The organism is Micromonospora sp. RHAY321 (assembly GCF_023896955.1).
Taxonomy (GTDB): Bacteria; Actinomycetota; Actinomycetes; order Mycobacteriales; family Micromonosporaceae; genus Micromonospora.
Genome location: NZ_JAMHIW010000005.1, coordinates 358,442 through 382,312 on the forward strand (window position 1 = coordinate 358,442; position 23,871 = coordinate 382,312).

At 72.4% G+C, this 23,871-nt stretch carries 20 protein-coding genes; 13 read left to right on the forward strand and 7 right to left on the reverse strand.

Annotated features, from left to right (window positions below; genetic code table 11):
- Positions 1–36: 36 nt before the first annotated feature.
- Positions 37–990, reverse strand: coding sequence for a MaoC family dehydratase (locus M8C17_RS15205; RefSeq protein WP_374558432.1), 954 nt, complete (start codon positions 988–990; stop codon positions 37–39).
- Positions 990–2,390 carry a 3-oxoacyl-ACP reductase gene (locus M8C17_RS15210; protein WP_252417091.1) on the reverse strand — a complete coding sequence of 467 codons (1,401 nt, stop codon included), beginning with the start codon at positions 2,388–2,390 and terminating at the stop codon, positions 990–992. Before M8C17_RS15210 ends, M8C17_RS15205 begins: the two co-directional genes overlap by 1 nt.
- 55 nt (positions 2,391–2,445) lie before the next feature.
- Between M8C17_RS15210 and M8C17_RS15215 the strand changes: the two genes are divergently transcribed.
- The 4 genes from M8C17_RS15215 to purB all read left to right on the forward strand — a co-directional run bounded on the left by M8C17_RS15215 (position 2,446) and on the right by purB (position 8,771).
- Entirely contained in the window at positions 2,446–3,738 is a 1,293-nt protein-coding gene (locus tag M8C17_RS15215; RefSeq protein WP_252417092.1) for an acetyl-CoA C-acetyltransferase, read from the forward strand.
- Positions 3,739–3,919: 181 nt separating this feature from the next.
- Positions 3,920–4,939: a glycosyltransferase family 2 protein gene (locus tag M8C17_RS15220; RefSeq protein ID WP_252417093.1), complete on the forward strand. Its 1,020-nt coding sequence runs from the start codon at positions 3,920–3,922 to the stop codon at positions 4,937–4,939.
- Positions 4,932–7,295, forward strand: coding sequence for a hypothetical protein (locus tag M8C17_RS15225; protein WP_252417094.1), 2,364 nt, complete (start codon positions 4,932–4,934; stop codon positions 7,293–7,295). Before M8C17_RS15220 ends, M8C17_RS15225 begins: the two co-directional genes overlap by 8 nt.
- 51 nt (positions 7,296–7,346) lie before the next feature.
- Positions 7,347–8,771, forward strand: coding sequence for an adenylosuccinate lyase (gene purB, locus M8C17_RS15230; protein WP_252417095.1), 1,425 nt, complete (start codon positions 7,347–7,349; stop codon positions 8,769–8,771).
- Between the two features lie 140 nt (positions 8,772–8,911).
- Here purB and M8C17_RS15235 read toward each other — a convergent pair whose 3' ends face one another.
- Both M8C17_RS15235 and M8C17_RS15240 read right to left on the reverse strand, forming a co-directional pair.
- On the reverse strand, positions 8,912–9,475 hold the full coding sequence (locus M8C17_RS15235; protein WP_252417096.1) for a YbjQ family protein: 564 nt from the start codon (positions 9,473–9,475) through the stop codon (positions 8,912–8,914).
- 24 nt (positions 9,476–9,499) lie between these two features.
- Positions 9,500–10,183: a trypsin-like serine protease gene (locus M8C17_RS15240; RefSeq protein WP_252417097.1), complete on the reverse strand. Its 684-nt coding sequence runs from the start codon at positions 10,181–10,183 to the stop codon at positions 9,500–9,502.
- Positions 10,184–10,538: 355 nt separating this feature from the next.
- Between M8C17_RS15240 and purS the strand changes: the two genes are divergently transcribed.
- The 4 genes from purS (at position 10,539) to M8C17_RS15260 (ending at position 15,060) form a co-directional block, all read left to right on the forward strand.
- On the forward strand, positions 10,539–10,802 hold the full coding sequence (gene purS, locus M8C17_RS15245; RefSeq protein WP_252417098.1) for a phosphoribosylformylglycinamidine synthase subunit PurS: 264 nt from the start codon (positions 10,539–10,541) through the stop codon (positions 10,800–10,802).
- Positions 10,799–11,482, forward strand: coding sequence for a phosphoribosylformylglycinamidine synthase subunit PurQ (gene purQ, locus M8C17_RS15250; protein WP_252417099.1), 684 nt, complete (start codon positions 10,799–10,801; stop codon positions 11,480–11,482). Before purS ends, purQ begins: the two co-directional genes overlap by 4 nt.
- A gap of 127 nt (positions 11,483–11,609) precedes the next feature.
- Positions 11,610–14,300 (forward strand): phosphoribosylformylglycinamidine synthase subunit PurL, encoded by a 2,691-nt coding sequence (gene purL / locus M8C17_RS15255; protein WP_252417100.1) that lies wholly within the window; start codon positions 11,610–11,612, stop codon positions 14,298–14,300.
- Positions 14,301–14,304: 4 nt separating this feature from the next.
- The gene (locus M8C17_RS15260) at positions 14,305–15,060 is read left to right on the forward strand and encodes a 2-phosphosulfolactate phosphatase (RefSeq protein ID WP_252417160.1); all 756 of its coding nucleotides are present in this window, start codon (positions 14,305–14,307) and stop codon (positions 15,058–15,060) included.
- Between the two features lie 150 nt (positions 15,061–15,210).
- Here the strand turns inward: M8C17_RS15260 and M8C17_RS15265 are convergent, their stop codons facing one another.
- A complete protein-coding gene (locus M8C17_RS15265) occupies positions 15,211–17,229 on the reverse strand; it encodes a carboxypeptidase-like regulatory domain-containing protein (RefSeq protein WP_252417101.1) in 2,019 nt (672 codons plus the stop codon).
- Positions 17,230–17,389: 160 nt separating this feature from the next.
- On the opposite strand from M8C17_RS15265, the gene M8C17_RS15270 reads away from it, so the two are divergent.
- From M8C17_RS15270 to amcA, 5 genes are all read left to right on the forward strand, one after another.
- Positions 17,390–17,743, forward strand: a complete 354-nt coding sequence (locus tag M8C17_RS15270; protein ID WP_252417102.1) for a sterol carrier family protein — start codon at positions 17,390–17,392, stop codon at positions 17,741–17,743.
- A 169-nt stretch (positions 17,744–17,912) separates the two neighbouring features.
- Positions 17,913–19,451 carry an amidophosphoribosyltransferase gene (purF, locus tag M8C17_RS15275; protein ID WP_252417103.1) on the forward strand — a complete coding sequence of 513 codons (1,539 nt, stop codon included), beginning with the start codon at positions 17,913–17,915 and terminating at the stop codon, positions 19,449–19,451.
- Between the two features lie 61 nt (positions 19,452–19,512).
- Positions 19,513–20,667, forward strand: coding sequence for a phosphoribosylformylglycinamidine cyclo-ligase (purM, locus tag M8C17_RS15280; protein ID WP_252417104.1), 1,155 nt, complete (start codon positions 19,513–19,515; stop codon positions 20,665–20,667).
- Positions 20,668–20,797: 130 nt separating this feature from the next.
- A complete protein-coding gene (amcB, locus tag M8C17_RS15285) occupies positions 20,798–21,901 on the forward strand; it encodes a cyclophane-forming radical SAM peptide maturase AmcB (RefSeq protein ID WP_305884696.1) in 1,104 nt (367 codons plus the stop codon).
- Positions 21,870–22,106 carry a multiple cyclophane-containing RiPP AmcA gene (gene amcA, locus M8C17_RS15290; protein ID WP_252417106.1) on the forward strand — a complete coding sequence of 79 codons (237 nt, stop codon included), beginning with the start codon at positions 21,870–21,872 and terminating at the stop codon, positions 22,104–22,106. The genes amcB and amcA overlap by 32 nt, the downstream gene beginning before the upstream one ends.
- A 143-nt stretch (positions 22,107–22,249) precedes the next feature.
- On the opposite strand, the gene M8C17_RS15295 is transcribed toward amcA, so the two are convergent.
- Both M8C17_RS15295 and M8C17_RS15300 read right to left on the reverse strand, forming a co-directional pair.
- Positions 22,250–22,465 (reverse strand): DUF3073 domain-containing protein, encoded by a 216-nt coding sequence (locus M8C17_RS15295; RefSeq protein ID WP_030332207.1) that lies wholly within the window; start codon positions 22,463–22,465, stop codon positions 22,250–22,252.
- Between the two features lie 302 nt (positions 22,466–22,767).
- On the reverse strand, positions 22,768–23,850 hold the full coding sequence (locus tag M8C17_RS15300) for a Glu/Leu/Phe/Val dehydrogenase (RefSeq protein ID WP_252417107.1): 1,083 nt from the start codon (positions 23,848–23,850) through the stop codon (positions 22,768–22,770).
- Positions 23,851–23,871: the final 21 nt, after the last annotated feature.

Below are 23,871 nucleotides of genomic sequence, written 5' to 3' on the forward strand. Positions count from 1 at the left end.
CCTGCCAAGCCCCGAATCCGGTTTGGCAGGGGTGCCTCAGCGCAGGAGACCCGCCAGGTGTGGTCGGCCGCGCGAGTCGTGCAGCGCGAACCCACCGTCGGGCAGGAGGGCGAAGCTCACCGTGCTCGGCAGCGGTACGGGCAGCTTGAAGGCGACCTCGACGGTGTAGGCGTCCGGCAGCCGGTTCTCCAGCGCGGCCAGGCAGCGGGCCTTGCTCCACATGCCGTGCGCGATCGGCCGGCGGAACCCGAACAGCCGCGCCCCGAGCAGGGAGGTGTGGATCGGGTTGTGGTCCCCGGAGACCCGCGCGTACGCGGTGCCGACGCGAGGCTCCACCCGCCAGCGGGCCGTGCCGGCCGGCGTCTCCGGGCGTCCGCTCCGGTCGCGCCGCTCGCCGCCGCCGGGCATCCGCTCCCGACCTAGATACGTCGAGACGCCGCGCCAGACCTCATCCCCGTCGACCGAGGCGATGAGCACCACGTCGACCTGCCGCCCCCGGTCGTGCGGGCGCAGGTTCTCCGCGTACGTCGTGAAGTCGAGGGTCTCGTCGGCGGTGACCGGACGGTGCACGGAGATCCGGTTGCCGACGTGCACCACGCCGGTCAGTGGGATGGGGAACTCCGGCGCGGTCATCAGCCGCAGGGCCAGCGGGAAGCCCATGACGTGCGGGAACGTCGCGGGAAGCCGGTCGGTGAGCCGGAACCCGCAGACCCGGTCGTAGTCGGCCAGGTGCGCCCGGTCGACGGTCACCCCGCTCACGGTCAACTCGACCGGCGGCAGGCCGGGTCCGCGCCGCCCTCCGCCCAGGCCCGGCAGCGCATTGAGCAACGCCCGCCGGTAGAGCGCACCTGCCGCCGGCATCCGGGGCAGCTCGATCGGGGTACGGCTGCCCTCCGGCCGGCCAGCCGCGGCCAGGGTCTCCGCCGACAGCGTCTCCGTCGGGCCGTCGATCAGCTCGTGCAGGGAGACGTCGTCGTCCGTGCCACCCATCACGCCCCCAGCAGGCTCTGGCCGCAGACCCGGACCACGTTGCCGCTGACCGCGCCGCTGGCCGGCCAGGACAGCCAGCCGATCGTCTCGGCCACGTCCACCGGCAGCCCGCCCTGGGCCAGGCTGTTCATCCGGCGTCCCGCCTCGCGGACGACCAGCGGGATGCGCGCGGTCAGTCGGGTCTCGATGAAGCCGGGGGCCACGGCGTTGACGCTGATCCCCTGGTCGCGGAGGGCCGGGGCGAGCGAGCCGACCAGCCCGATCACGCCGGCCTTGCTGGTGGCGTAGTTGGTCTGCCCGCGGTTGCCGGCGACCCCGGCGATCGAGGAGACCGCCACGATCCGCCCGCCGGCCGGGATCAGCTCCCGCTCCAGCAGCACGTCGTTGATCCGCTCCTGGCTGGAGAGGTTGACGTCGATGACCTGGTCCCACCGGTCGGCGTCCATCCGGCCGAGCGTCTTGTCCCGCGTGATGCCGGCGTTGTGGATGACCACGTCGACCCGGCCGTGCCGGCTTGCCAGGTGGTCGGCGAGCCGGGTCGGCGCGTCCGGCGCGGTCAGGTCGAGCTGGACGGCCGTGCCGCCGATGTCGTTCGCCACCGCGGCCAGCGCGTCCCCGGCGGCCGGGATGTCCAACGCCACCACCTGCGCGCCGTCGCGGGCGAGCACCCGGGCCAGCGCGGCGCCGATGCCCCGCGCGGCGCCGGTGACCAGCACGACCTGCCCGTCGAGTGGGCGGTCCCAGTCGGCCGGGGCGCTCGCGTCGCCAGCGCCGACCCGGATGACCTGCCCCGACACGTACGCGGACCGCCCCGACAGGAGGAACCGGAGGGTCGCCTCGAGGCTGGTGAGCGTGCCGGTGGACCGATCCGGTCCGCCCGGGTCGGCCGTGGTGACACTGCCGTCGCGGGTGACGTGGACGAGTTGCGCGGTGATGCCCCGGCCGAACTCCTTGCCGATGCTCCGGACCAGCCCTTCCAGGGCGCGCTGGGCGGTCGCCTCGCGGGGCGTCGGGCACTCCTCCGGCGGGGTGCCCAGCACGATCACCCGACCGCTGGGCAGCACGGCCCGCGCCTGGGGGTGGAAGAAGTCGTAGAGCTGGCGCAGGTCGGTCGAGTCGGTGATCCCGGTGGCGTCGAAGAGCAGTGCGCCGTACCGCTGCGGGGTGTCGGCGGAGGCGGTGGCGGCCGGGTCGGCCAGGTCGACCCCGGCGGCGGTCAGGATCTTGGCGACCGGCTCGGCGAGCCGGCTGCCGGTGGCCGCGCCGAGCAGGGCCGGCCCGGGCAGCAGCGGGTCGCCGGGGCGGTGCCGGCGCAGTCGCGGTGGGTCGGGCAGCCCGAGGCGCTTGACCAGCGCGCGGCCGGCGGCCGATTGGACGAAGCTCGCGTACCTGTCGGTCATGGGCGTAGCCTACTGGCGAGTAGGGTTCGAGCAACACCTGTTGAGGAGGCGGATCGTGCAGAGCATCCGACGTGTCGCTGTCATCGGGGGCAACCGCATCCCCTTCGCCCGTTCCAACTCCCGCTACGCGGACGCGTCCAACTCGGACCTGCTCGGCGCGGCGCTGGACGGTCTGGTCGCCCGGTACGGACTGGCCGGCCAACGGGTCGGCGAGGTGGTGGCCGGGGCGGTGCTCAAGCACTCCCGCGACTTCAACCTCACCCGCGAGGTGGTGCTCGGCTCCCGGCTCGACCCGCACACCCCGGCGTACGACATCCAGCAGGCGTGCGGCACCGGCCTGGAGGCGGCGATCCTCGTCGCCAACAAGATCGCCCTCGGGCAGCTCGACGTGGGCATCGCCGGCGGCGTCGACACCACCTCCGACGCGCCGCTCGCGGTCAACGAGGAGATGCGGCGCACGCTGCTCAAACTCAACTCCGCCCGCACGCTCGGCGAACGGCTCAAGGTCGCCGCGAAGCTACGGCCGCTCCAGCCGTTCAAGCCGGACATCCCGCGCAACGCCGAGCCGCGTACCGGCCTGTCGATGGGGGACCACGCCGCCCGCACGGCGCTGCGCTGGCAGATCGACCGGCGGTCCCAGGACGAGCTGGCGCTGCGCTCCCACCAGCGACTGGCCGCCGCGTACGACCAGGGTTTCTTCGACGACCTGATGACGCCGTACCTCGGGTTGACCCGCGATGCGAACCTCCGCCCCGACACCAGCCTGGAGAAGCTCGGCTCGCTCAAGCCGGTCTTCGGCACCCGGGGCCCGGACGCCGAGCAGGCCACCATGACCGCCGGCAACTCCTCGCCGCTCACCGACGGCGCGTCCACCGTGCTGCTGGCCAGCGAGGAGTGGGCGAGTGCGCACCACCTGCCGGTGCTGGCCTGGTTCAGCTGGTCGGAGACGGCGGCGGTGGACTTCGTGCACGGCGACGAGGGACTGTTGATGGCCCCCGCGTACGCGGTGCCCCGGATGCTGGCCCGGGCCGGGCTGACGCTGCAGGATTTCGACTACTACGAGATCCACGAGGCGTTCGCCTCGCAGGTGCTGGCCACGCTCGCCGCCTGGGAGTCGCCCGAGTTCTGCAAGGACCGACTCGGCCTGGACGCGCCGCTGGGCGCGATCGACCGGGACCGGGTCAACGTGAACGGGTCGTCCCTGGCCGCCGGGCACCCGTTCGCCGCCACCGGCGGGCGGATCGTGGCCACCCTGGCCAAGCTGCTGGCGCAGCGGGGCGGCGGACGCGGGCTCATCTCGATCTGCGCGGCCGGCGGCCAGGGCGTGACGGCCATCCTGGAGCGCTGAGCCGCCGGCCACCGCGCCCGATCGTCCCGGGCCGCCCCTTACCGGGTCATCCGCAAGCAGACGTTAACGGTCTGTTCAGGACCCGGCCCGCTGGTGGGAAGTTCGCCACGCCACGGTGATCGCTACCGCACCCTCGGTGCGGCACCGATCACTCCTGCGTGCGGAACGGGGCCGTAACACGATGGAGTCCGTCGTCCCCGGGATGACCACCCTGTCGGTGGTCGTCCCGATGTTCAACGAGACCGCGGTCATCCCGGCCCTGGTCACCCGGCTGCGGCCGGTGCTCGACGCGCTCGGGGTCGACTACGAGGTGGTCGCCGTCGACGACGGCAGCCGGGACGACACCGTGGCGGTGCTCTTCGACCACGGCCGGGACTGGCCGCAGTTGAGGGTCGTCCGGCTGCGGCGGAACAGCGGCCACCAGGCGGCGTTGACCGCCGGACTCCACCGGGCCGTCGGCCGGTGGGTGGTCAGCCTCGACGCGGATCTCCAGGATCCGCCGGAGGTCATCGCGGACATGCTCCGGGCGGCCCGCGAGGACGGCGTGGACGTGGTCTACGGCGTTCGCGCCGACCGCAGCACCGACACGGTCTTCAAGCGCAACACCGCCCGGGTCTACTACTGGCTGATGCGCCGGCTGGTCGGTGCCGACCTGCCGGCGCAGGCCGGTGACTTCCGGCTGCTCAGTCGAGATGTGATCGAGGTGCTGCGCCGGTTGCCGGAACGCGCCCCGGTCTACCGGCTGCTGGTGCCGTCGCTCGGTTTTCCCAGCGCCGAGGTGCGCTACGTCCGTGCGGCACGGGTCGCCGGCCAGACGAAGTACCCGCTGCGCCGGATGGTCGCCCTGGCCTGGGAGAGCACGGCGAACTTCTCCGCCGCGCCGCTGCGACTGGCCACCTGGCTGGGGATGTGCAGCTTCCTGCTCTGCCTCGGGCTGATCGCGTTCGGCATGGTCGCGTACGTCGCCGGCGCCACCATCCCCGGCTGGACCTCGATGTTCGTCGCCGTGCTGCTGCTCAGCGGGGTGCAACTGGTCTGCCTCGGCCTGCTCGGCGACTACGTCGGGAGGATCTACGCCACCGTGCAGAACCGGCCGGCCTTCCACGTCGGGTTCGACTCGCTCGACGACGTCCCGCGTGCCGCGACGGTCGGGCCGATCGGTGACGAGTCACGCGCGCCCGTGGTCGGCGCCCGTGGCTGACACCCTGCTGGCCGGGCGGGTCGACACCCCGACGCCGGTGTCGCGGCGGAACGCCCTCCTGCCGGTCCTCACCGGGCTGCCCTGGGCGCTCGCCGTCAGCGCCCTGCTGGTGCTCTGGTGGCGCGGCGGCGTGCCCGTCCCCGACCTGGCCCGGTACGCCGCGTACTGGACGTTCGCCCTGGTGCTGCCCGGGACCCTGGTGCACCGCGCGCTGCGCGGCGGCCGGGGCAACCTGCCGGAGGACCTCGCCCACGGCGCGGCCACCGGCCTGCTGCTCGAACTCGTCGCCTGGGCGTCGGCCGCCGCGACCGGCCAGCAGTCCCTGCTGCGCTGGTGGCCGCTTCCGGTGCTGGTCGCGTTCGCCGCCGTACCCGCGCTGCGCCGGCACTGGCGGATCGGCGAACGCCGGCCGCTGCCGATCGGTTGGCACTGGGCGATGGGCGGGGCGCTGCTGCTGGTGCTGGCCTGGGGGTACACCCAGTGGCGGATGGTCCCGCTGCCCCCGGTGCACGGCGGCTACTACCAGGACCTGCTCTACCACCTGGGGCTGGTGCAGGAGTTGACCCGGGCGATGCCGTTCGAGTTGCCGCACGTCGCCGGCGAGGAGTTGCGCTACCACTACCTCTCCGACGCCCACGTCGCCGCCGGCAGCATGATCACCGGCATCTCACCGCCGGTGGTGCTGCTGCGACTCTGGCTGGTGCCGGTGATCGGCACGGCGGTGGTGCTCGCGGCCGGGCTGGTCCGGGACCTGAGCGGCGCCGCCTGGACCGGCCCGGTGGTCGCTGTCGCCGGCTTCCTCGGGACCACCGTCACGCTCGCCTCGCCCGCCGGCGCGTCCGGTGAGATGCCGCTGTCGTACGCCAGCCCGTCGCAGACCTACGTCCTGGTGCCGCTGCTGCTGCTCACCGGGCTCTGTGTGGAGGTGGCGCGGGGGCGTGGCCTCGGCCGGGCCTGGCCGCTGGTCCCGGCACTCGGGCTGGTGTGTGCGGGGGCGAAGTCGAGCGCCCTGCCGCCGTTGATCGCCGGCCTGGGTCTCACCGCGGCTGTGGTCTGGTGGCGGGAGCGACGCGTGCCGCGGCCCGCGCTGGTGGCGTTGGCCTGTCTGGTGGCGGCGATGGCGCTCGGCTTCCGACTGTTCGCCGGAGGTGGCGCCTCGACGCTGCGGGTGCAGGCGTTGGCGCTGCTGCACTTCACCGCCCCGTACGCTGAGACGCTCGGTCGGGGCGACGGGATCTGGCCGGCCGCGCCACTGCCGCCGGGCATCAACGACGGTGGTGCCCTCGGGTGGCTGCTGGCGTTCGCCGTGGTCGGGTGGTGGGTGCTGGGCCACGCCCCCCGGTGGGTCGGGATGATCCTGCTCGTCGACCGGGGGCAGCGGGCCGATCCGGCGGTCTGGCTGCTCGCCGGCACGGTGCTGGCCGGGGCCGCGACCACCTGGGTGTTCCAGCACCCGTCGGTCAGTCAGATCTACTTCTGGATGGGCGTCATCCCGGTCGGCGCGGTGCTGACCACCTGGTCGCTGGCTGCGGCCCGCGTGCCCTGGCCGGTGCTGGTGTCGACCGCCGGAGCGGGTGCGCTGGTGGCGCTCGCCGCGGCCGGAGCGCTGGGTGGGCTCGTCGTGCCGGCCATCGGCCGTCCCGACCGGAGCATCGAGGGGTGGCTGCGGGTGCTGGGCGCCTCGGCGGTCCGGTACGCGGTGTTCGTCGCACTGGCCGCGGCCCTCGCCGTCGGGGTGGCGGCGCTGTGGCGGCGGCGGGTCCCGTCGTCGGGGGGTCGTCGGCGGGCGGCCACGGTGGCGGTCGCCGGTGTCAGCGCCGCGCTGCTCGGCGCCAGCATCGCGGTCAGCGTGTCCGGGACCCTCCGCTCGGTGGCGAGCGAGCCCGGGCCGGCGAGCGGGCCGCAGCCGTACGCGCTGACCGCCGACGAGATGCGCGCCGCGTTGTGGCTGGACGCGAACGCCGCCGCCGACGACGTGGTCGCCACGAACGTGCACTGCCGGCCGGTGCGGACCACCCCGCACTGTGATGCCCGGGCATTCTGGGTGACCGGCCTCGGCGGGCACCGGGCCGTGGTGGAGAGCTGGGGCTACACCGACGCGGTGGTGGCCGCGCACGGTGTGGCCAACCTGGGGTACGCCCGGCAGAGCTTCCCCGACCAGGAGCTGTTCGCACTCAACGAGCGGATCTTCACGGCGCCGGCGACGGCCGACCTGGACCGGCTCCGGACGGCGTACGGCGTCCGGTGGATCTTCGCGGACACCCGGGCGGGTGCCGTGTCGCCGGAGCTGGCGCGCCTGGCCCCGGTGCGGCTGGTCTCCGGCTCGGTCACGGTCCACGAGCTGACCGGCCCCTGAGCCGTCGGCCCGGTCCGGGTGCTGACCAGCGCGTGCGGGACAATGAGGTACGTGACGACGATCCCCAACGTGCTCGCCAACCGGTACGCCTCGCCCGAGTTGGTCGCCCTCTGGTCCCCGGAGGAGAAGGTCCGGATGGAGCGGCGCCTCTGGCTCGCCGTTCTCCGCGCTCAGCGCGACCTCGGTGTGCCGGTGCCGGACGGCGTGGTCGAGGCGTACGAGCGGGTGCTCGACCAGGTCGACCTCGCCTCGATCGCCGAGCGGGAGCGGGTCACCCGGCACGACGTGAAGGCCCGGATCGAGGAGTTCAGCGCGCTCGCCGGGCACGAGCACGTGCACAAGGGGATGACCTCCCGGGATCTCACCGAGAACGTCGAGCAGTTGCAGGTGCGCGCCTCGCTGGAGTTGATCCGGGACCGCGTGGTGGCCACCCTGGCCCGCCTCGCCTGGCTCGCCCACGAGCACTCCGAGCTGGTGATGACCGGCCGTTCGCACAACGTGGCGGCGCAGGCCACGACGCTGGGCAAGCGCTTCGCGTCGGCGGCGGAGGAGCTGCTGATCGCGTACGAGCGGTTGGAGGACCTGATCGCCCGCTACCCGCTGCGTGGGATCAAGGGGCCGGTCGGCACGGCCGCCGACCAGTTGGACCTCTTCGACGGCGACGCCGACAAGGTGGCCGAGCTGGAGCGCCGGGTCGCCGAGCACCTGGGCTTCTCCCGGGTGCTGCACAGCGTCGGGCAGGTCTATCCCCGGTCGCTGGACTTCGACGTGCTGGCCGCGCTGGCGCAGACCGCCGCCGCGCCCTCGTCGCTGGCCACCACCATCCGGCTGATGGTCGGCCAGGAGCTGGTCACCGAGGGCTTCAAGCCGGGCCAGGTCGGCTCCAGCGCGATGCCGCACAAGATGAACACCCGCTCGTCGGAGCGGGTGAACGGCTTCGCGGTGATCATCCGGGGTTACCTGTCGATGGTCGGCGAACTGGCCGGTGACCAGTGGAACGAGGGGGACGTCTCCTGCTCCGTGGTCCGTCGGGTGGCCCTGCCGGACGCGTTCTTCGCCGCCGACGGGCTGTTCCAGACCTTCCTCACCGTGCTCGACGAGTTCGGCGCGTACCCGGCGGTGATCAACCGGGAGCTGGAGCGGTTCCTGCCCTTCCTGGCCACCACGAAGATCCTGGTGGCGGCGGTCCGGCGCGGCGTCGGCCGGGAGGTCGCACACGAGGTGATCAAGGAGCACGCGGTCGCGGTGGCGCTGGCCATGCGCGAGAAGGGTGCCCCGGAGAACGATCTCTTCGACCGGCTGGCCGCGGACGGCCGGCTCGGCCTGTCCCGCGCCGACATCGACACCCTGGTCGCCGACCGCACGGCCTTCGTCGGCGCCGCCTCCGCCCAGGTGGCAGCGGTCACCCGCCGCATCACCGAGGTGGTCACGGCCCACCCCGAAGCCGCCACCTACTCCCCACCCCCCATCCTCTAACCCCACCGGCCGCCCCCCCGGTTCGTTTGATCATGAAGTTGTTGCCCCGACACGCCGAGGTGGAGGGCAACAACTTCATGGTCAACAGGGCTGGGCTGGGCTGCGCTGGACAGGGCTGGGCTGGGCTGGGCTGGGCCTGGTCAGTCGCCGGTGGGGGTTTCGGCGGCGGTGCGGAGGTTGGGGGCGCTGGCTGGTTCGGCGATGCCGCCCGGTGCTTCCACGACGCCCGGCTGCTGCGCCGTTTCCGCCGCGATCGCGGGCTGGTCGGAGGGCATGACGTCCGGCATGACGGGTGCGACGATCACGGCCGTGCCGTAGGCGCAGATCTCCATCCACATCTCGCCGCAGTCCCGGCTGTCGAACCGCATGCCGATCACCGCGTTCGCGCCCAGCCGCAGGGCCTCCTCGCCGAGCCGGGCCACCGAGTCGGTGCGCCACCGGGTCAGGTTGTCCGGTGCCATCGGGTCGTACGCGCCACCGCGCAGGTTCTTGACCCCCTCGCGGTACGGGTTGCGCGTCCTGGCCATCGATGACACCACCTCACCGAGAATCTGGCGGATCTCGTAGCCGGGCAGTTGCTCCGTCGTCACGACCAGCACGTTTCCGATGCTGTCAGGAGTGGCGCGACCCGATCGTGTGCATTGTTCACCTGATCGGATGCTGCAAAACGACGCGGCGCGGACGGCCGGCACGCCGCCGACCATCCGCGCCGCGCCGGGCGCTAACCGTCAGACACCGGCCACCGAGGTGATCCAGGCCCGGTTGTACGCAACGCTGCCGTAGTTCTGGATGCTGTAGCCGTCGGCCGTGGAGGCGACGCCGACCTGCTGGCCGTTGTAGAACTGCGGGCCACCGGAGTCACCCCGCCAGGCGTTACCGCTGATCTCGCTGCTGCGGATCGCCTGCCCGCCGTACGCGTCGGTCACGCTGTTGCTGGTCACCCGGACGGTGGCGGTCTTCAGCTGGGCGGACGCCGAGCAGCCGCTGTAGCAGGTCATGCCCCAGCCGTAGATCGAGTTCGTCGAGTTGATCGGCGGGTTGCTGCTGGCCAGGCTCACCGCGGAGGTGGTGACGGCGCTGGAGAGCCGCATGAGCGCGAGGTCGTAGCGGGTGTAGGTGGCGCTGACGGTGCGGGTGACCCCGCCGGAGGCGCGGTAGACGCTGCCGACCCGCACGGACATGGTGCCGTTGATGCAGTGCCGGGCGGTGAGCACCCACTGGGCGGCGATCACGCTGCCGGAGCAGGTGAACGAGCCGTTGCTCATGACCGCGGCGGCCCAGGGCGCGGACGAGACGGTGCCGCCGCCGATGATGGGTTGCGGGCCGGCGGGGGCGGCGACGGCGCCGGACGAGGCGCCGAGGACGCCGACCAGCGCGGTGCCGAGCAGGGCGAGCAGGGGACGGATGCGCATCGGGTGGACTCCTTGGACGGGGCGGGCCCGGGGTCGCCGGGCGCGGGAGGGCGGCAGCGGGGATCCCCGCTACCACTGACATCGAACTGCGTCGATGTACAGTAGGGCGCGCGGCGGCCGTTTTCAAGGGTCGGATCGAGATTAACAAATGTAACGGTTTGGCTACTCGCGGCGCTGCATATCCCCTGGTGAGACCTCGTTTCCCGCCTGACGGCCGGTCCCGGAGGCCGGTTATGTCGATCACTGCCTGAACTGCGCCCGGCCGGTGCGTCCGCGACGGAATCTGCCAGGTACGCTGGCTGCGCTCGCCCGTTGTGGGTCGGCACCCAACTGCGTACACAGTCAGGAGTGCCCAGTGCCTCGCGTCGTCGTCGACGTCATGCTCAAGCCCGAGATCCTCGATCCGCAGGGCCAGGCCGTCGCAAACGCGCTGCCCCGGCTCGGCGTCAGCGACGTCGCCTCGGTTCGGATCGGCAGGCGGATCGAGATCGAGTTCGCCGGTGAACCGGACCTGGACCGTGCCCGGGAGATCGCCGACAAGCTGCTCGCCAACCCGGTCATCGAGGACTTCACCGTCCGCCTGGTCGAGGCCGACGAGACCGCGGACGCCCGCTCGTGACCGCCCGGGTCGGTGTCGTCACCTTCCCCGGCTCGCTCGACGACGGGGACGCCGCCCGAGCCGTCCGGATCGCCGGTGCCGAGCCGGTCCGGCTCTGGCACGGTGACCCGGATCTGCACGGGGTCGACGCGGTCGTGCTGCCCGGCGGCTTCTCCTACGGGGACTACCTGCGCTGCGGGGCCATCGCCCGGTTCGCGCCGGTGATGGAGACGATCGTGGACGCCGCCCACGGCGGCCTGCCGGTCCTCGGCATCTGCAACGGCTTCCAGATCCTCTGCGAGGCGCACCTGCTGCCCGGCGCGCTCACCCGCAACCAGCACCTGCACTTCCGCAACCGGGACCAGATCCTGCGCATCGAGTCGGCCGGCACCGCGTGGACCAACGCGTTCCAGCCCGGCCAGGAGGTGCTGATCCCGGTCAAGAACGGCGAGGGCTGCTACGTCGCCGACACCGCGACGCTGGACCAGCTGGAAGCCGAGGGCCGCGTCGTCGCCCGCTACGTCGGCGGCAACCCGAACGGGTCGCAGCGCGACATCGCCGCGATCACCAACCCCGCCGGCAACGTGGTCGGCATCATGCCGCACCCCGAGCACGCGGTGGAGGCGCTCACCGGCCCCTCGCTGGACGGCCTCGGCTTCTTCACCTCGGTCCTCAAGCATCTGGTGGGGGCGCCGGCGTGAGCGGGAGGAGTGAGCCCGGTCCGCGAGCCCCGCAGTCGCGAACGAAGTGCGGAGCGGTGACCGGCGGCACGATCATCGGTCAGCTCAACCGCCGGTCAGGCGGGCACGAGCGCAGCGAGGAGAGGTCATGACCACCCATCCGGACCCGGTACGCGACACACCGGAGGCGTACTCCGCCCCGGCGCAGCCGACCGAGCCGCTCCCGGCGCAGCCCGCCGCCCAGCCGGCCGCAATCGACTGGACCGAGGGCGTGGACACCGTGCCGCGTGCCGGTGGCACCCCGGGCGAGCTCCAGCCGTACACCGAGCTGGGCCTCCGCGACGACGAGTACGACCGGATCCGGCAGATCCTCGGCCGTCGCCCCACCCAGTCCGAGCTGGCGATGTACTCGATCATGTGGAGCGAGCACTGCTCCTACAAGTCGAGCAAGGTGCACCTGCGCCAGTTCGGTGAGAAGGCTCCGCACAGCGACCGGCTGCTCGCCGGCATCGGCGAGAACGCCGGTGTGGTGCAGGTCTCCGACGAGCTGGCCGTGACCTTCAAGGTCGAGTCGCACAACCACCCGAGCTTCGTCGAGCCGTACCAGGGCGCGGCGACCGGCGTCGGCGGCATCGTCCGGGACATCCTCGCCATGGGCGCCCGCCCGATCGCCGTGATGGACCCGCTGCGCTTCGGTGCCGCGGACCACCCGGACACCGCCCGGGTGCTCACCGGCGTCGTCGCCGGTGTCGGCGGCTACGGCAACTGCCTCGGCCTGCCCAACATCGGTGGTGAGCTGGTCTTCGACCCCTCCTACCAGGGCAATCCGCTGCTCAACGCGCTCTGCCTGGGCGTGCTGCCGGTCGACCGGCTGCAGAACAAGGCCGCCGCGGGCCCCGGCAACGTGGTCGTCCTCATGGGCGCCAAGACCGGCCGGGACGGCATCGGCGGTGTCTCGGTGCTGGCCAGCGCGACCTTCGACGAGGCCAGCGAGCAGCGCCGACCCGCCGTTCAGGTCGGTGACCCGTTCACCGAGAAGCTGCTCATCGAGGCCTGCCTGGAGCTGTACGACGGCCAGCTGGTCGTCGGCATCCAGGACCTCGGCGGCGCCGGGCTGACCTGCGCGCTTACCGAGACCGCCGCCGCTGCCGGCACCGGCATGCGGGTCTGGCTGGAGCGGGTGCCGCTGCGCGAGCCGTCGATGGACCCGCACGAGATCCTGGCCAGCGAGTCCCAGGAGCGGATGCTGCTGGTCGTCGAGCCGGACAAGCTCGACGCGGTGCTCAAGACCGCCGAGAAGTGGGGCGTGCTCGCCACCGCGATCGGTGAGGTCACCCCGCCGGAGGCGGACGGCAGCCCGGGACGCCTGCTGATCACCTGGCAGGACCACCTGGTGGTCGACGTACCGCCGGGCTCGCTGGTCGACGACGGGCCGGTCTACGCCCGTCCGATGCGCGAGCCGGCGGACCTGATCCTGCTCCAGGCCGACCGGGCCGAGACGCTGCCCCGCCCGGCCGACCCGGAGGCGCTGCGGGAGACCGTGCTGCGCATGATCGCCTCGCCCAACCTGGCCGACAAGACCTGGGTCACCGAGCAGTACGACCGCTACGTGCTGGGCAACACCGTGCTCGCCCAGCCGGAGGACGGCGGTGTGATCCGGATCGACGAGCGGACCGGGCTCGGCGTGGCGCTGTCGGTGGACGGCAACGGCCGGTACGCCCGACTCGACCCGTACAACGGCACCAAGCTGGCGCTGGCCGAGGCGTATCGGAACGTGGCCGTGACCGGCGCGAAGCCGATCGCCGTGACCAACTGCCTCAACTTCGGCTCGCCGGAGGACCCGGGCGTGATGTGGCAGTTCGCCGAGGCCGTGCGCGGCCTGGCGGACGGCTGCCTGGAGCTGGGCATCCCGGTGACCGGCGGCAACGTCAGCTTCTACAACCAGACCGGTGCGGCCGCCATCCACCCGACCCCGGTGGTCGGCGTGCTGGGCGTGCTGGACAACGTCGCCGACCGGGTGCCGATGGGCTTCGTCCCGCGCGCCGGCGGCGACCACGACCAGCTCTACCTGCTCGGCGAGACGAACGTGGAACTCTCCGGCTCGGAGTGGGCCTGGGTGACGCACGAGCACCTCGGCGGCATCCCGCCGCAGGTCGACCTGGCCCGGGAGAAGGCGCTCGCCGAGCTGCTGGCCGAGGCGGCCCGGGTCGGTCACCTGACCTCCGCGCACGACCTCTCCGACGGTGGCCTCGCCCAGAGCCTGGTCGAGTCCTGCCTGCGTCGCGGCGTCGGCGCCCGGATCGCGGTGCCGGAGCACTTCACCGGCGGCTCGATGCCGTTCGTCTACCTGTTCAGCGAGTCCGCCGCACGGGCGCTGGTGTCCGTGCCGCGCGGCCACGACAAGGCGTTCGCGGCGCTCTGCGCCGAGCGGGGCGTGCCGTTCGAGCTGATCGGTGTCACCGACCCGGCCGGCGGTGCGCTGGAGGTGCACGGCCAGTTCCGGATCGGTCTGGACGAGCTGCGCGCCGCGCACACCGCGACGTTGCCGCGCCTCTTCGGCGGCGCGACCGCCGTCGAGGTGCCCGCTCCGGCGGCTGGCGTGGCGGGCGCGGTCGAGGCCGTGCCGCTGCCGGTCGAGGAGGCCGAGCCGGTGGACCCGGCGGCGGTGGCCGCCGAGCCGATCGCTTCGGCCGGCCCCGCCCCGCAGACCGGTGCCGTCGAGCCGGTCGCCGAGGTGTCGGGCCACCGGGCTGAGCCGGAGCAGTCGATCACCGCCGAACCCGGCGAGTCGTCCGAGTCTGACTCCGGTGTCACCGAACCGTCGCCTGACGAGCGCTGAGGCGTTGGCGGCGGCCGTCTACGGCCAACCCGGTTCCGGTGCCCGGTTCGACTGGGGGCTGACCGGGGCGGCCGAGCTCGGTCGCGTCTGCGCGGCGTTGGTGGTGGTGGACGTGCTCTCGTTCACCACCTCCGTGGAGGTGGCGGTCGCTCGCGGCATGCGCGTGCACCCGTTCCCGTGGGGTGAGCAGGCCGCCGAGTACGCGCTGCGGGTTGGCGCGGTGGCCGCGGTGGGCCGTCGGCGGGTGACAGCGGAGCATCCGTGGTCGCTCTCGCCCGCCGCCCTGAGTGCCGCGCCGGTGGTGGCGGACCTGGTGCTGCCCTCCCCGAACGGCTCGGCGATCAGCGCCGCCGCCAGTGCCACCGGGCTTCCGGTGGTCGCGGCGTGCCTGCGCAACGCCCACGCCGTCGGGCGTTGGCTGCGCCGCCAGGGGTACGGCACGACGGACGCCCCGATCGGTGTGATCGCCTCGGGGGAGCGGTGGCCGGACGGGTCGCTGCGCCCGTCCGTGGAGGATCAGCTCGGCGCGGCCAGCGTCCTCGATGCCCTCTCCGGCGTGCCGGGTGGGCTCTCCGTGGAGGCGGCGATGGCGCTCGCCGCGCTGGCCAGCACCCCGGACGTGCCCGCCGCGGTGCGGGGAAGCGTCTCCGGGCGTGAGTTGACCGAGGGTGGCTTCGCCGAGGACGTGGAGGTTGCCGTCCGCGTCGGCGTGTCGGACGTCGTGCCGGTGCTCCGCCAGGGCGTGTTCTCCGCCGCCTGATCACGCGTCCTCGCTGATCAACTCGGCTTCCCTGAAGTCGCGGTGTCCAGGTGGACGGAACACCGCGATCTCAATAACCACGAGTGGATCTGGCGATAGCGAAACGGCTACCCGGATCTCCGGGTAGCCGTTTCCCTGCGCTGTGGTCGGTCAGTCGTCCAGCCAGTCGAGGCGTCGACCGCCCCGCTCGGTCGGCGGCGGGCCGTCCGGACGGGCCCGACCGGGCTGCTGGCCGTAGCCACCCTGCTGGTCATAGCCGGCCCGGTCGTCGTAGCCGCCGCGCTGCTGCGGGGGCTCCTGGCCGTAACCGCCCTGGTCGTAGCCACCGGCCTGCTGGCCGCCGTAGCCACCCTGCTGGTCGTAGCCGCCGCCCTGGTCGTAGCCGCCGCGCTGCTGCGGGGGCTCCTGGCCGTAACCACCCTGGTCGTAGCCGCCGGCCTGCTGGCCGCCGTAGCCACCCTGGTCGTACCCGCCGGCCTGCTGGCCGTAGCCACCGGTGGGCTCCGCCCCCCGGCCGCTGTACGGGGTCGTCGGGTCGGGCTGGCCGTAGCCCTGACCCTGCTCCGGCTGGTAGACGCCGGTGGCGTACGGGTCGGCCGGGGCCGGGTACTGCGTGCTGTCGCCGGTGTACCGGCCGGTCGGCTCGTCGAAGCGCTCGCCGTAGGCCGCGCCACCGGCGGGAGCCGGCGGGTATCCGGCGGCACCGGCCGGGGCCGTGTAGTCGCGGCTGCCGTAGCCACCGCCGGAGGACGGCGCGTTGCCGTAGCCGGGGGCGGGAGCGCCGCCGTAGCCAGCGCCGGAGCCGGGTGCGGCACCGTAGCCGTCACCGGCCGCGCCGGCACCGTAGCCACCCTCGGGGGTCGTCGCCGAGCCGTAGCCGCCGCCCGAGGCGGGAGCGTTGCCGTAACCGCCGGCACCGTAACCACCGGGCGCCGGCTCGTCGCCGTAGCCGGTGCCACCCCAGCCCTGCTGGCCAGCCGCGCCGTACGGCTGCGCGGGCGCGGCGTACGGGTCGGGCGGGACGTCGTCGACCACCGGACGGTGCATCATCGTCGGTGCCTCGCTCAGCGCCGCGCCGCCGACCATGGTCGGGTCCGGTCCGCCTCCGGGCCGGCCCACCACCCGGGTCTGGTCGTCGGCCCCACGGAAGCCACCACGCGCCGCCGGCACCGCGCCGGCCGCGCCGGCACCCGCCGGGGCGTCCTCGTCGTCGCCGTTCTCCTTGCGCTTCATCCACAGCAGCACGATCGTGCCGACGCCGGCGGCAACCAGCAGACCGCCCAGCAGGATGATCATGTACGAGCCGATCCCGCCGCTGTCCTCGGTGTTCGCGGCGTTCGCGGGTGCGCCAGGGCTGGCCTCCTCGGACGGCTCCTCGGCGCCCTCCTCGGTCGTCTCCTCGGTGGGGAGGGCCTCAGCGGTGGGGGACGGGGTGGCGCTCGGCGTCACCTCGACCTTGATCGCGAGGCTGATCCGCTGCCCGGTGATGGCCTGACCGGCGGTGGCGTTGAGGCTCTTGGTGGCCAGCACGTTGTCGAAGCTGGCGCCCAGGTCGATGCGACCCGGCGCGATCGGCTTCTCGCTGGTGCCGGTGAAGCGGAAGTTGCCGCTGCCGTCGCTGGTGGTGTCGTAGCGGTGGCCCGCGCTGTCCTGCAGCATGACCACGGCGTTCGGCACGGCCTTGCTGTCGGCCTGCACGACGACCTTGCCGGAGACCGACCGCACGGTCTGCGCCTGCGGGGGCGGGGCGGCCTTGGCGACCAGCGTGACGGAGGTCGACGCCTCCTGGCTCTGCTTGAGCGGGCCGGAGGAGTCCGTGGCCTTTACGGTGATGTTGGCGCTTCCGTTGGCCGCGTCGTCCGCGAGCTTGAAGGTCGCGTCGTAGGTGCCGCTTGCCGTCACCCGGCCGCGGGAGCATCCGTCAACGCAGGTCAGTTTCGGATTGCTCGAGCTGAAGCTGATGTCGGCAGGCTCGGCGCCATCCTCAAAGGCGAGCCTGTAGCTGATCTTCGTGGTTTTACCGGCCTCGACGCTGCTCGGCGAGGCCGACACATCTGTGACGTCGGGCGCGGCCAGGGCTGGTGTGGCGGGGACGGCGAGCAGAGCGCCGGTAACCAGCGCTACGACCACACCGGCCCGCTGATACCAGGCACGTCGGTGTGTTGACACGTCCACCGCCTTCCGGGCTGACTTCCCTTGACCGGCGGGGCGCCGGGCCGGGGATCATCACGGTACGAATACGCCGTCGGCAACTATGCCTTGTCTTGCTGGATCGGCGCGACCCAGGGCCAGCGTCACATGCTCTACCTGCGGGTCGTATCGTCCCGTCGTGTCCTCTCCGTACAGTAAGTCCGCCGCCGTTACGGCCGCGTTGTCGGCGCTCGACGAGGGGCGTACGCCCGAACGGCCGGTGCTCCGGGAGGCGGTCCGGTCGTTGTTGGCCGTCCTCGCGGAGCGCGCCCCCGGCCGATCGGTGGAGGTGCGCGTCCCACCATACGGGGCGATCCAGTGCGTTCCCGGTCCTCGACACACCAGGGGAAACCCGCCAAACGTGGTCGAGATGAGCCCGGAGACGTGGTTGGCGCTGGCCACCGGGCGCATCGGTTGGGCCGAGGCGGTTACCGACGGTCGCGTCCAGGTGAGCGGCGTCCGCGCGGACCTCTCGGCATACCTGCCCCTCTAGCTGCCCGGATGTCCGGGTGATCGTCACGGTGGGCAGGGGAATCGTGACTTTCTGTATCGATAGCTGTTCGCGTACACTGTCAGGCGACGACAGTGGTCCCGGCCGAGGAGTGTGGATCCGCCCCGTGATCCCCGCCAGGCCGGTCCAGACCAGCATGAGGGAGCGGTAGGTGCCCCGAGGCGACGGCCGGCTGAGCCACGACCTTGACCCCCAACGACCCGGCCCCCAGGACGCCTGCGGCGTCTTCGGCGTCTGGGCCCCCGGCGAAGAGGTCGCCAATCTGACCTACTTCGGTCTCTACGCCCTCCAGCACCGCGGCCAGGAGGCGGCGGGCATCGCGGTGAGCGATGGCTCCGGCGTGGTGGTCTACAAGGACCTCGGCCTGGTGGCCCAGGTCTTCGACGAGCCCACGCTGGCCAGCCTGCGCGGCCACCTGGCGATCGGGCACGCCCGCTACTCCACGACCGGCGCCTCGAACTGGGAAAACGCCCAGCCGACCATCCGGTCGACCAGCTCGGGCACGACCATCGCGCTGGCTCACAACGGCAACCTGGTCAACACCGCCGAGCTGGAGAAGGAGGTCGCCGAACGCGGCCTCGTCGCGGACGGCTCGACCAACGACACCTCCCTGGTGACCATGCTGCTGGCCAGTCGACCGGACCTGTCGGTCGAGGCCGCGGCGCTGGAGGTGCTGCCGCAGCTGCGGGGCGCGTTCAGCTTCGTCTTCATGGACGAGTCGACCCTCTACGCGGCACGCGACGCGCACGGCGTGCGCCCCCTGGTGCTCGGTCGCCTGGAGCGCGGCTGGGTGGTTGCCAGTGAGACCGCCGCGCTGGACATCGTCGGCGCCAGTGTGGTGCGCGAGGTCGAGCCCGGCGAGCTGATCGCCATCGACGAGGACGGGCTGCGGTCCACCCGGTTCGCGGCGCCGGAGCCGAAGGGCTGTCTCTTCGAGTACGTCTACATCGCCCGCCCGGACGCCACGATCGCCGGGCGCAACGTGCACGCGGCGCGGGTGCAGATCGGCCGGCAGTTGGCCAAGGAGCACCCGGTCGAGGCCGACCTGGTCATCCCCGTGCCCGAGTCGGGCACGCCGGCCGCGATTGGCTACGCGGAGGCGTCCGGCATCACCTACGGCGCCGGCCTGATGAAGAACCCGTACGTGGGGCGCACCTTCATCCAGCCGTCGCAGACCCTGCGCCAGCTCGGCATCCGGCTCAAGCTCAACCCGCTGCGGGAGAACGTCCGGGGCAAGCGACTGGTGGTGGTGGACGACTCGATCGTCCGCGGCAACACCCAGCGGGCCATCGTGCGGATGCTGCGCGAGGCGGGGGCGCTGGAGGTCCACGTCCGGATCTCCTCCCCGCCGGTCAGCTGGCCGTGCTTCTACGGCATCGACTTCGCCACCCGGGCCGAGCTGCTGGCCAATGGGTTGGACAACGACGGCATCCGGCGTTCCATCGGAGCCGACACGCTGGGCTACGTCTCACTTCCCGGCCTGATCGCCGCGACCGAGCAGCCGAAGACCCGGCTGTGTCGGGCGTGTTTCGATGGGGAGTACCCGATCGAGCTGCCGGCCGGCAACCTGATCGGCAAGCACGTGCTCGAAGGGGTGGGCCGACGGGTCGCCAACTCGGCGCCGGAGGCTCCGCACACCAACGGCTCGCTCGTCGCCACTCCTGGTGGCGTGACCGCAAACCGCCCGTAGCACCAACCGGCGCGGCCCGGCCTCCGCCGGCGCGGCACCGAGAACCACAAAGGGGAGAACCGTGACGCACGTGTCCGAGCGCAGCGGCGCAGGAAGCAGCCCGACCGGCGCCGGCGGCGACCGCCAGCCCTGGACGGCCGGCGCCGGCCGTCAGGCGCGCAAACGCTCGGTCTCGTACGCCGACGCCGGCGTCTCCATCGACGCGGGAGACCGCGCGGTGGAGCTGCTCAAGTCGAAGGTGCGCCAGACCCGCCGCCCCGAGGTGCTCGGCGACCTCGGCGGTTTCGCCGGCCTGTTCCGGCTGGACACGACCAAGTACAAGAACCCGATCCTGGCGTCCTCCACCGACGGGGTGGGCACCAAGCTGGTGATCGCCCAGCAGATGGACATCCACGACACGGTCGGCATCGACCTGGTCGCGATGGTCGTCGACGACCTGGTGGCGTGCGGCGCCGAGCCGCTGTTCCTGCTCGACTACATCGCCACCGGCGAGGTCGTTCCGGACAAGGTCGCCGAGATCGGGGCGGGCATCGCCGACGGTTGCCGCTACGCCGGCTGCGCGTTGCTGGGCGGGGAGACCGCCGAGCACCCCGGCGTGCTGCGTCCGGACGAGTACGACATCTCCGCGACCGGCGTCGGCGTGGTCGAGGAGAGCGACATCCTCAGCCCCGACCGGGTCGAGGTGGGCGACGTGGTGATCGCCATGCGCTCGTCCGGCCTGCACTCCAACGGCTACTCGCTGGTCCGGCACGTGCTGCTCGGCGCGGCCCGGATGCGGCTGGACATCGTGATCGACGACTTCGGTCGGCAGCGGACCCTGGGTGAGGAGCTGCTCACCCCCACCAAGATCTACGCCAAGGACTGCCTGAAGCTGATCGCCGAGGCCGACGTGCGGGCGTTCGCCCACGTCACCGGCGGCGGCATCCCCGGCAACCTGGTCCGGGTGCTGCCGGAGCACGTCGACGCCGTGGTCAACCGGTCCACCTGGAAGCCGCAGCCGGTCTTCGACCTGATCCAGTCGAAGGGTCGGATCGACGACCCGGAGATGGAGTCGACCTTCAACATGGGCGTCGGCATGTTCGCGATCGTCTCGGCCGAGGACGCCGACCGGGCGTTGGCCACGCTGACCGGCCGTGGGGTCGAGGCGTGGCAGGCCGGCGAGATCATCGAGGGCACCGGCAACGTGCAGATGGTTGGCCAGCACACCCGCGGATGATCACGCTCTGGTGATCGTACGGGCACCTGATCAGGGCTTCACCCGAGTGGCCAATGCCGCCTAGCCTGAAGGGCACCCTCAGGCTAGGCGGAGGAGGGCAATGGCTGCTCGGGGACAGTCGTTCAGCGGGATGCGCGGTCTGGCCGCGGTCCCGTCGTACGTCGTCATGCAGCCCACCACCCTCTGCAACCTCGACTGCTCGTACTGCTACCTGCCGTTCCGTGCCGCCGACCGGCGGATGCCGGTGTCGGTGGCCGAGGCGGTGGCGGCGGCGGTCAACCCGTGGGCGGCGGTCGGTCGCTTCTCCGTGGTGTGGCACGGCGGTGAGCCGCTGGCGGCCGGCCGGGAGCACCTGGCCGACCTGATCGCGCCGTTCGGGCCGCAGGTCGAGCACCACGTGCAGACCAACGCCACGCTGATCGACGACGAGTGGTGCGAGTTCTTCGCCCGGCACGAGGTGCGGGTGAGTGTGAGCGTGGACGGGCCGCGGGAGCGCAACGGCGACCGGGTCAACCGGGGCGGCCAGCCGGCGTACGACCGGATCCTGCGTGGGGTCGCCGCGCTGCGCCGGCACGGGCTGCCCTTCTCCGCGCTCGCCGTGGTGTCCAGGCCGGAGGCGGGGCTCGCCGCCGAGCTGTACGAGTACTTCCTCGGGCTGGGCTGCGACGTGCTGGGCGTCAACATCGAGGAGACCGAGGGCGTCAACACCCGCGACAACCGCCACGAGGCGGCCGCGGTCACCGCCTTCTGGGCCGAACTGGTGACGGCCTGGCGCCGGGAGCCCCGCATCCACCTGCGCGAGATCGAGTGGTCGCTGCGCTACGCGGCGGCGGTGCTCGACAACTCGGCGGACAGGGTGCTGCCCCGCCAGCTCGATCCGATCCCCACGATCGGGCACGACGGCTCGGTGACCGTGCTCTCCCCGGAGCTGGCCGGCTTCACCGACCCCCGCTACGGCGACTTCAGCAGCGGCAACGTGCTGACCAGCCCGCTGACCGAGATCCTCATGGGCGCCCCGGCGACGCCGTGGGTGAGCGAGTTCCTGGCCGGGGTGGAGGCGTGTCGGGCGTCCTGCCCGTACTTCGGCTTCTGTGGCGGTGGCCACGCCGCCAACCGCTACTTCGAGCTGGGGCGTTTTGACGGCACGGAGACCGAGCACTGCCGCAACAGCAAGATCCGCCTATTGGAGGGAGTGTTGGAGCATGCCCGAGACCACGAGTCACCGGTTGCCTGACAGCGAAGCGGATGTCGCTCCGGACGGAGTCACCGAGCGGGTGCGGGAGGTGGCCCCCGGGCTCGTCGCGCTCCTTCAGGAGGCCGAGGACGCGCGGCGGCTGCGGGCGGAGGTGTCGGGCGGGGACGGCGCCAGCGCGGTCTGCGCCTGGAACCACTTCGAGAACATCCCGACCTTCTACAACTGGAACAACCGGCCGCGCTGAGGGCGACCGCGGTCAGGGGCCTGTCGAACGGCCGGAGAAGTCTCCCGCCGGGCCAGGCCCCCGATCGTCGCCGCTGATACCGCCCTCGACGGACACATGCGTGAGCACGCGGGGGTCACCGCGTGCTCAGCTGCATCGAGAGGTCAGCGGGTCGGACGAACCCAGGGATCCGGGTCGTCGTCCGCGTGATCCTCATCATCGTCGTCGACAAACTCTTTTGAGTCGTCGTCGAAGTGGTGCTCAGACTTACCAGCACCCGCCAGTTCGCGCTGCAAGGCGGTGAGGTCGGTGTTCGGGGAGTGGTACTTCAACTCCCGGGCCACCTTCGTCTGCTTGGCCTTAGCACGGCCGCGCCCCATGGCTCGACCCCCTCGCACAGAATGCGGGGCAGCCCGAAGGCGGGCCCCGATGACGTCAGGCATCTCTCGTGGCTCTTACGGTACATGGGGATGCCATCGTTCGGCACCTCGGGTTACCGTCAGCCGGCTCTGCGCGTCGCGTCGATCCGGCCGTCACCCAGTGTACCCGGTAAGGAGCGAATCGTAGAGCACCCGTGACACCGGACAAAACGCGCCAAACTCGACTGGGCCTCAGCTTACCGAGCAGGACTCCTGGCGTGGGGCCCGGAGGCGGATCCGGTCGGTCCGCCTCCGGGTGCCGCTCAACGCAGGTGGATCGTGCGCAGCCGGCCGACGTCGGCCATCCGCCGCTCGGCCAGCCGGTCCGCCGCCACCGCCGGGGGAACGCCCTCGGCGTCCGCCAGGTGCAGGATCTGCCGGGTGGTGTCGTAGATCCGGGTCGCCCGCAGCTTCGCACGGTCGAAGTTGAAGCCCTCGATCTCGTCGGCCACCTGGATCACACCGCCGGCGTTGACCACGTAGTCCGGGGCGTACAGGATGCCCCGGTCGGCCAGCAGCTTCTCGATGCCCGGGTGGGCGAGCTGGTTGTTCGCCGCTCCGGCGACCACCTTGGCCCGCAGCGCCGGCACGGTGTCGTCGTTCAGCGCGCCGCCCAGCGCGCACGGGGCGTACACGTCGATGTCGGCGGCGACCAGCGCGGCGGCGTCGTCGACCAGGGTGACCTGCGGGTGGTTGGTGCGCACCCACTCCAGCGCCTTCGGGTTGACGTCGGTGGCCACCACCTCGGCGCCGTCCTCCAGCAGGTGCCCGGTCAGGTACTTGCCCACCTTGCCCAGACCGGCCACGCCGACCCGGCGACCGCGCAGGCTCGGGGTGCCCCACACGTGCTCGGCGGCGGCCCGCATGCCCTGGAAGACGCCCCAGGCGGTCAGGATCGAGGAATCGCCGGCGCCGCCGTGCTCGACGCTGCGGCCGGTCACGTAGCGGGTCTCGCGGGCCACGACGTCCATGTCCGCCACGTAGGTGCCGACGTCACAGGCGGTGTAGTAGCGACCGGCCAGCGACTCCACGAAGCGGCCGTACGCGCGCAGCAGCGCCTCGCTCTTGATCTGCTCGGGGTCACCCCAGATGACGGCCTTGCCGCCGCCCAGGTCCAGCCCGGCGAGCGCGTTCTTGTACGCCATCCCACGAGACAGGTCGAGCACGTCGGCGAGGGCGTCATCCTCGCTGGCGTACGGGTAGAAGCGGGTGCCGCCCAGCGCGGGCCCCAGTGCGGTGGAGTAGATCCCGATGATCGCCTTCAGCCCGCTCTGCTTGTCCTGGCAGAACACGACCTGTTCGTGACCGGTCGATACCGGGTCGTCGGTGCTCGCGAATACGCCCATGACTGGCTCCTGGAGTGGTGT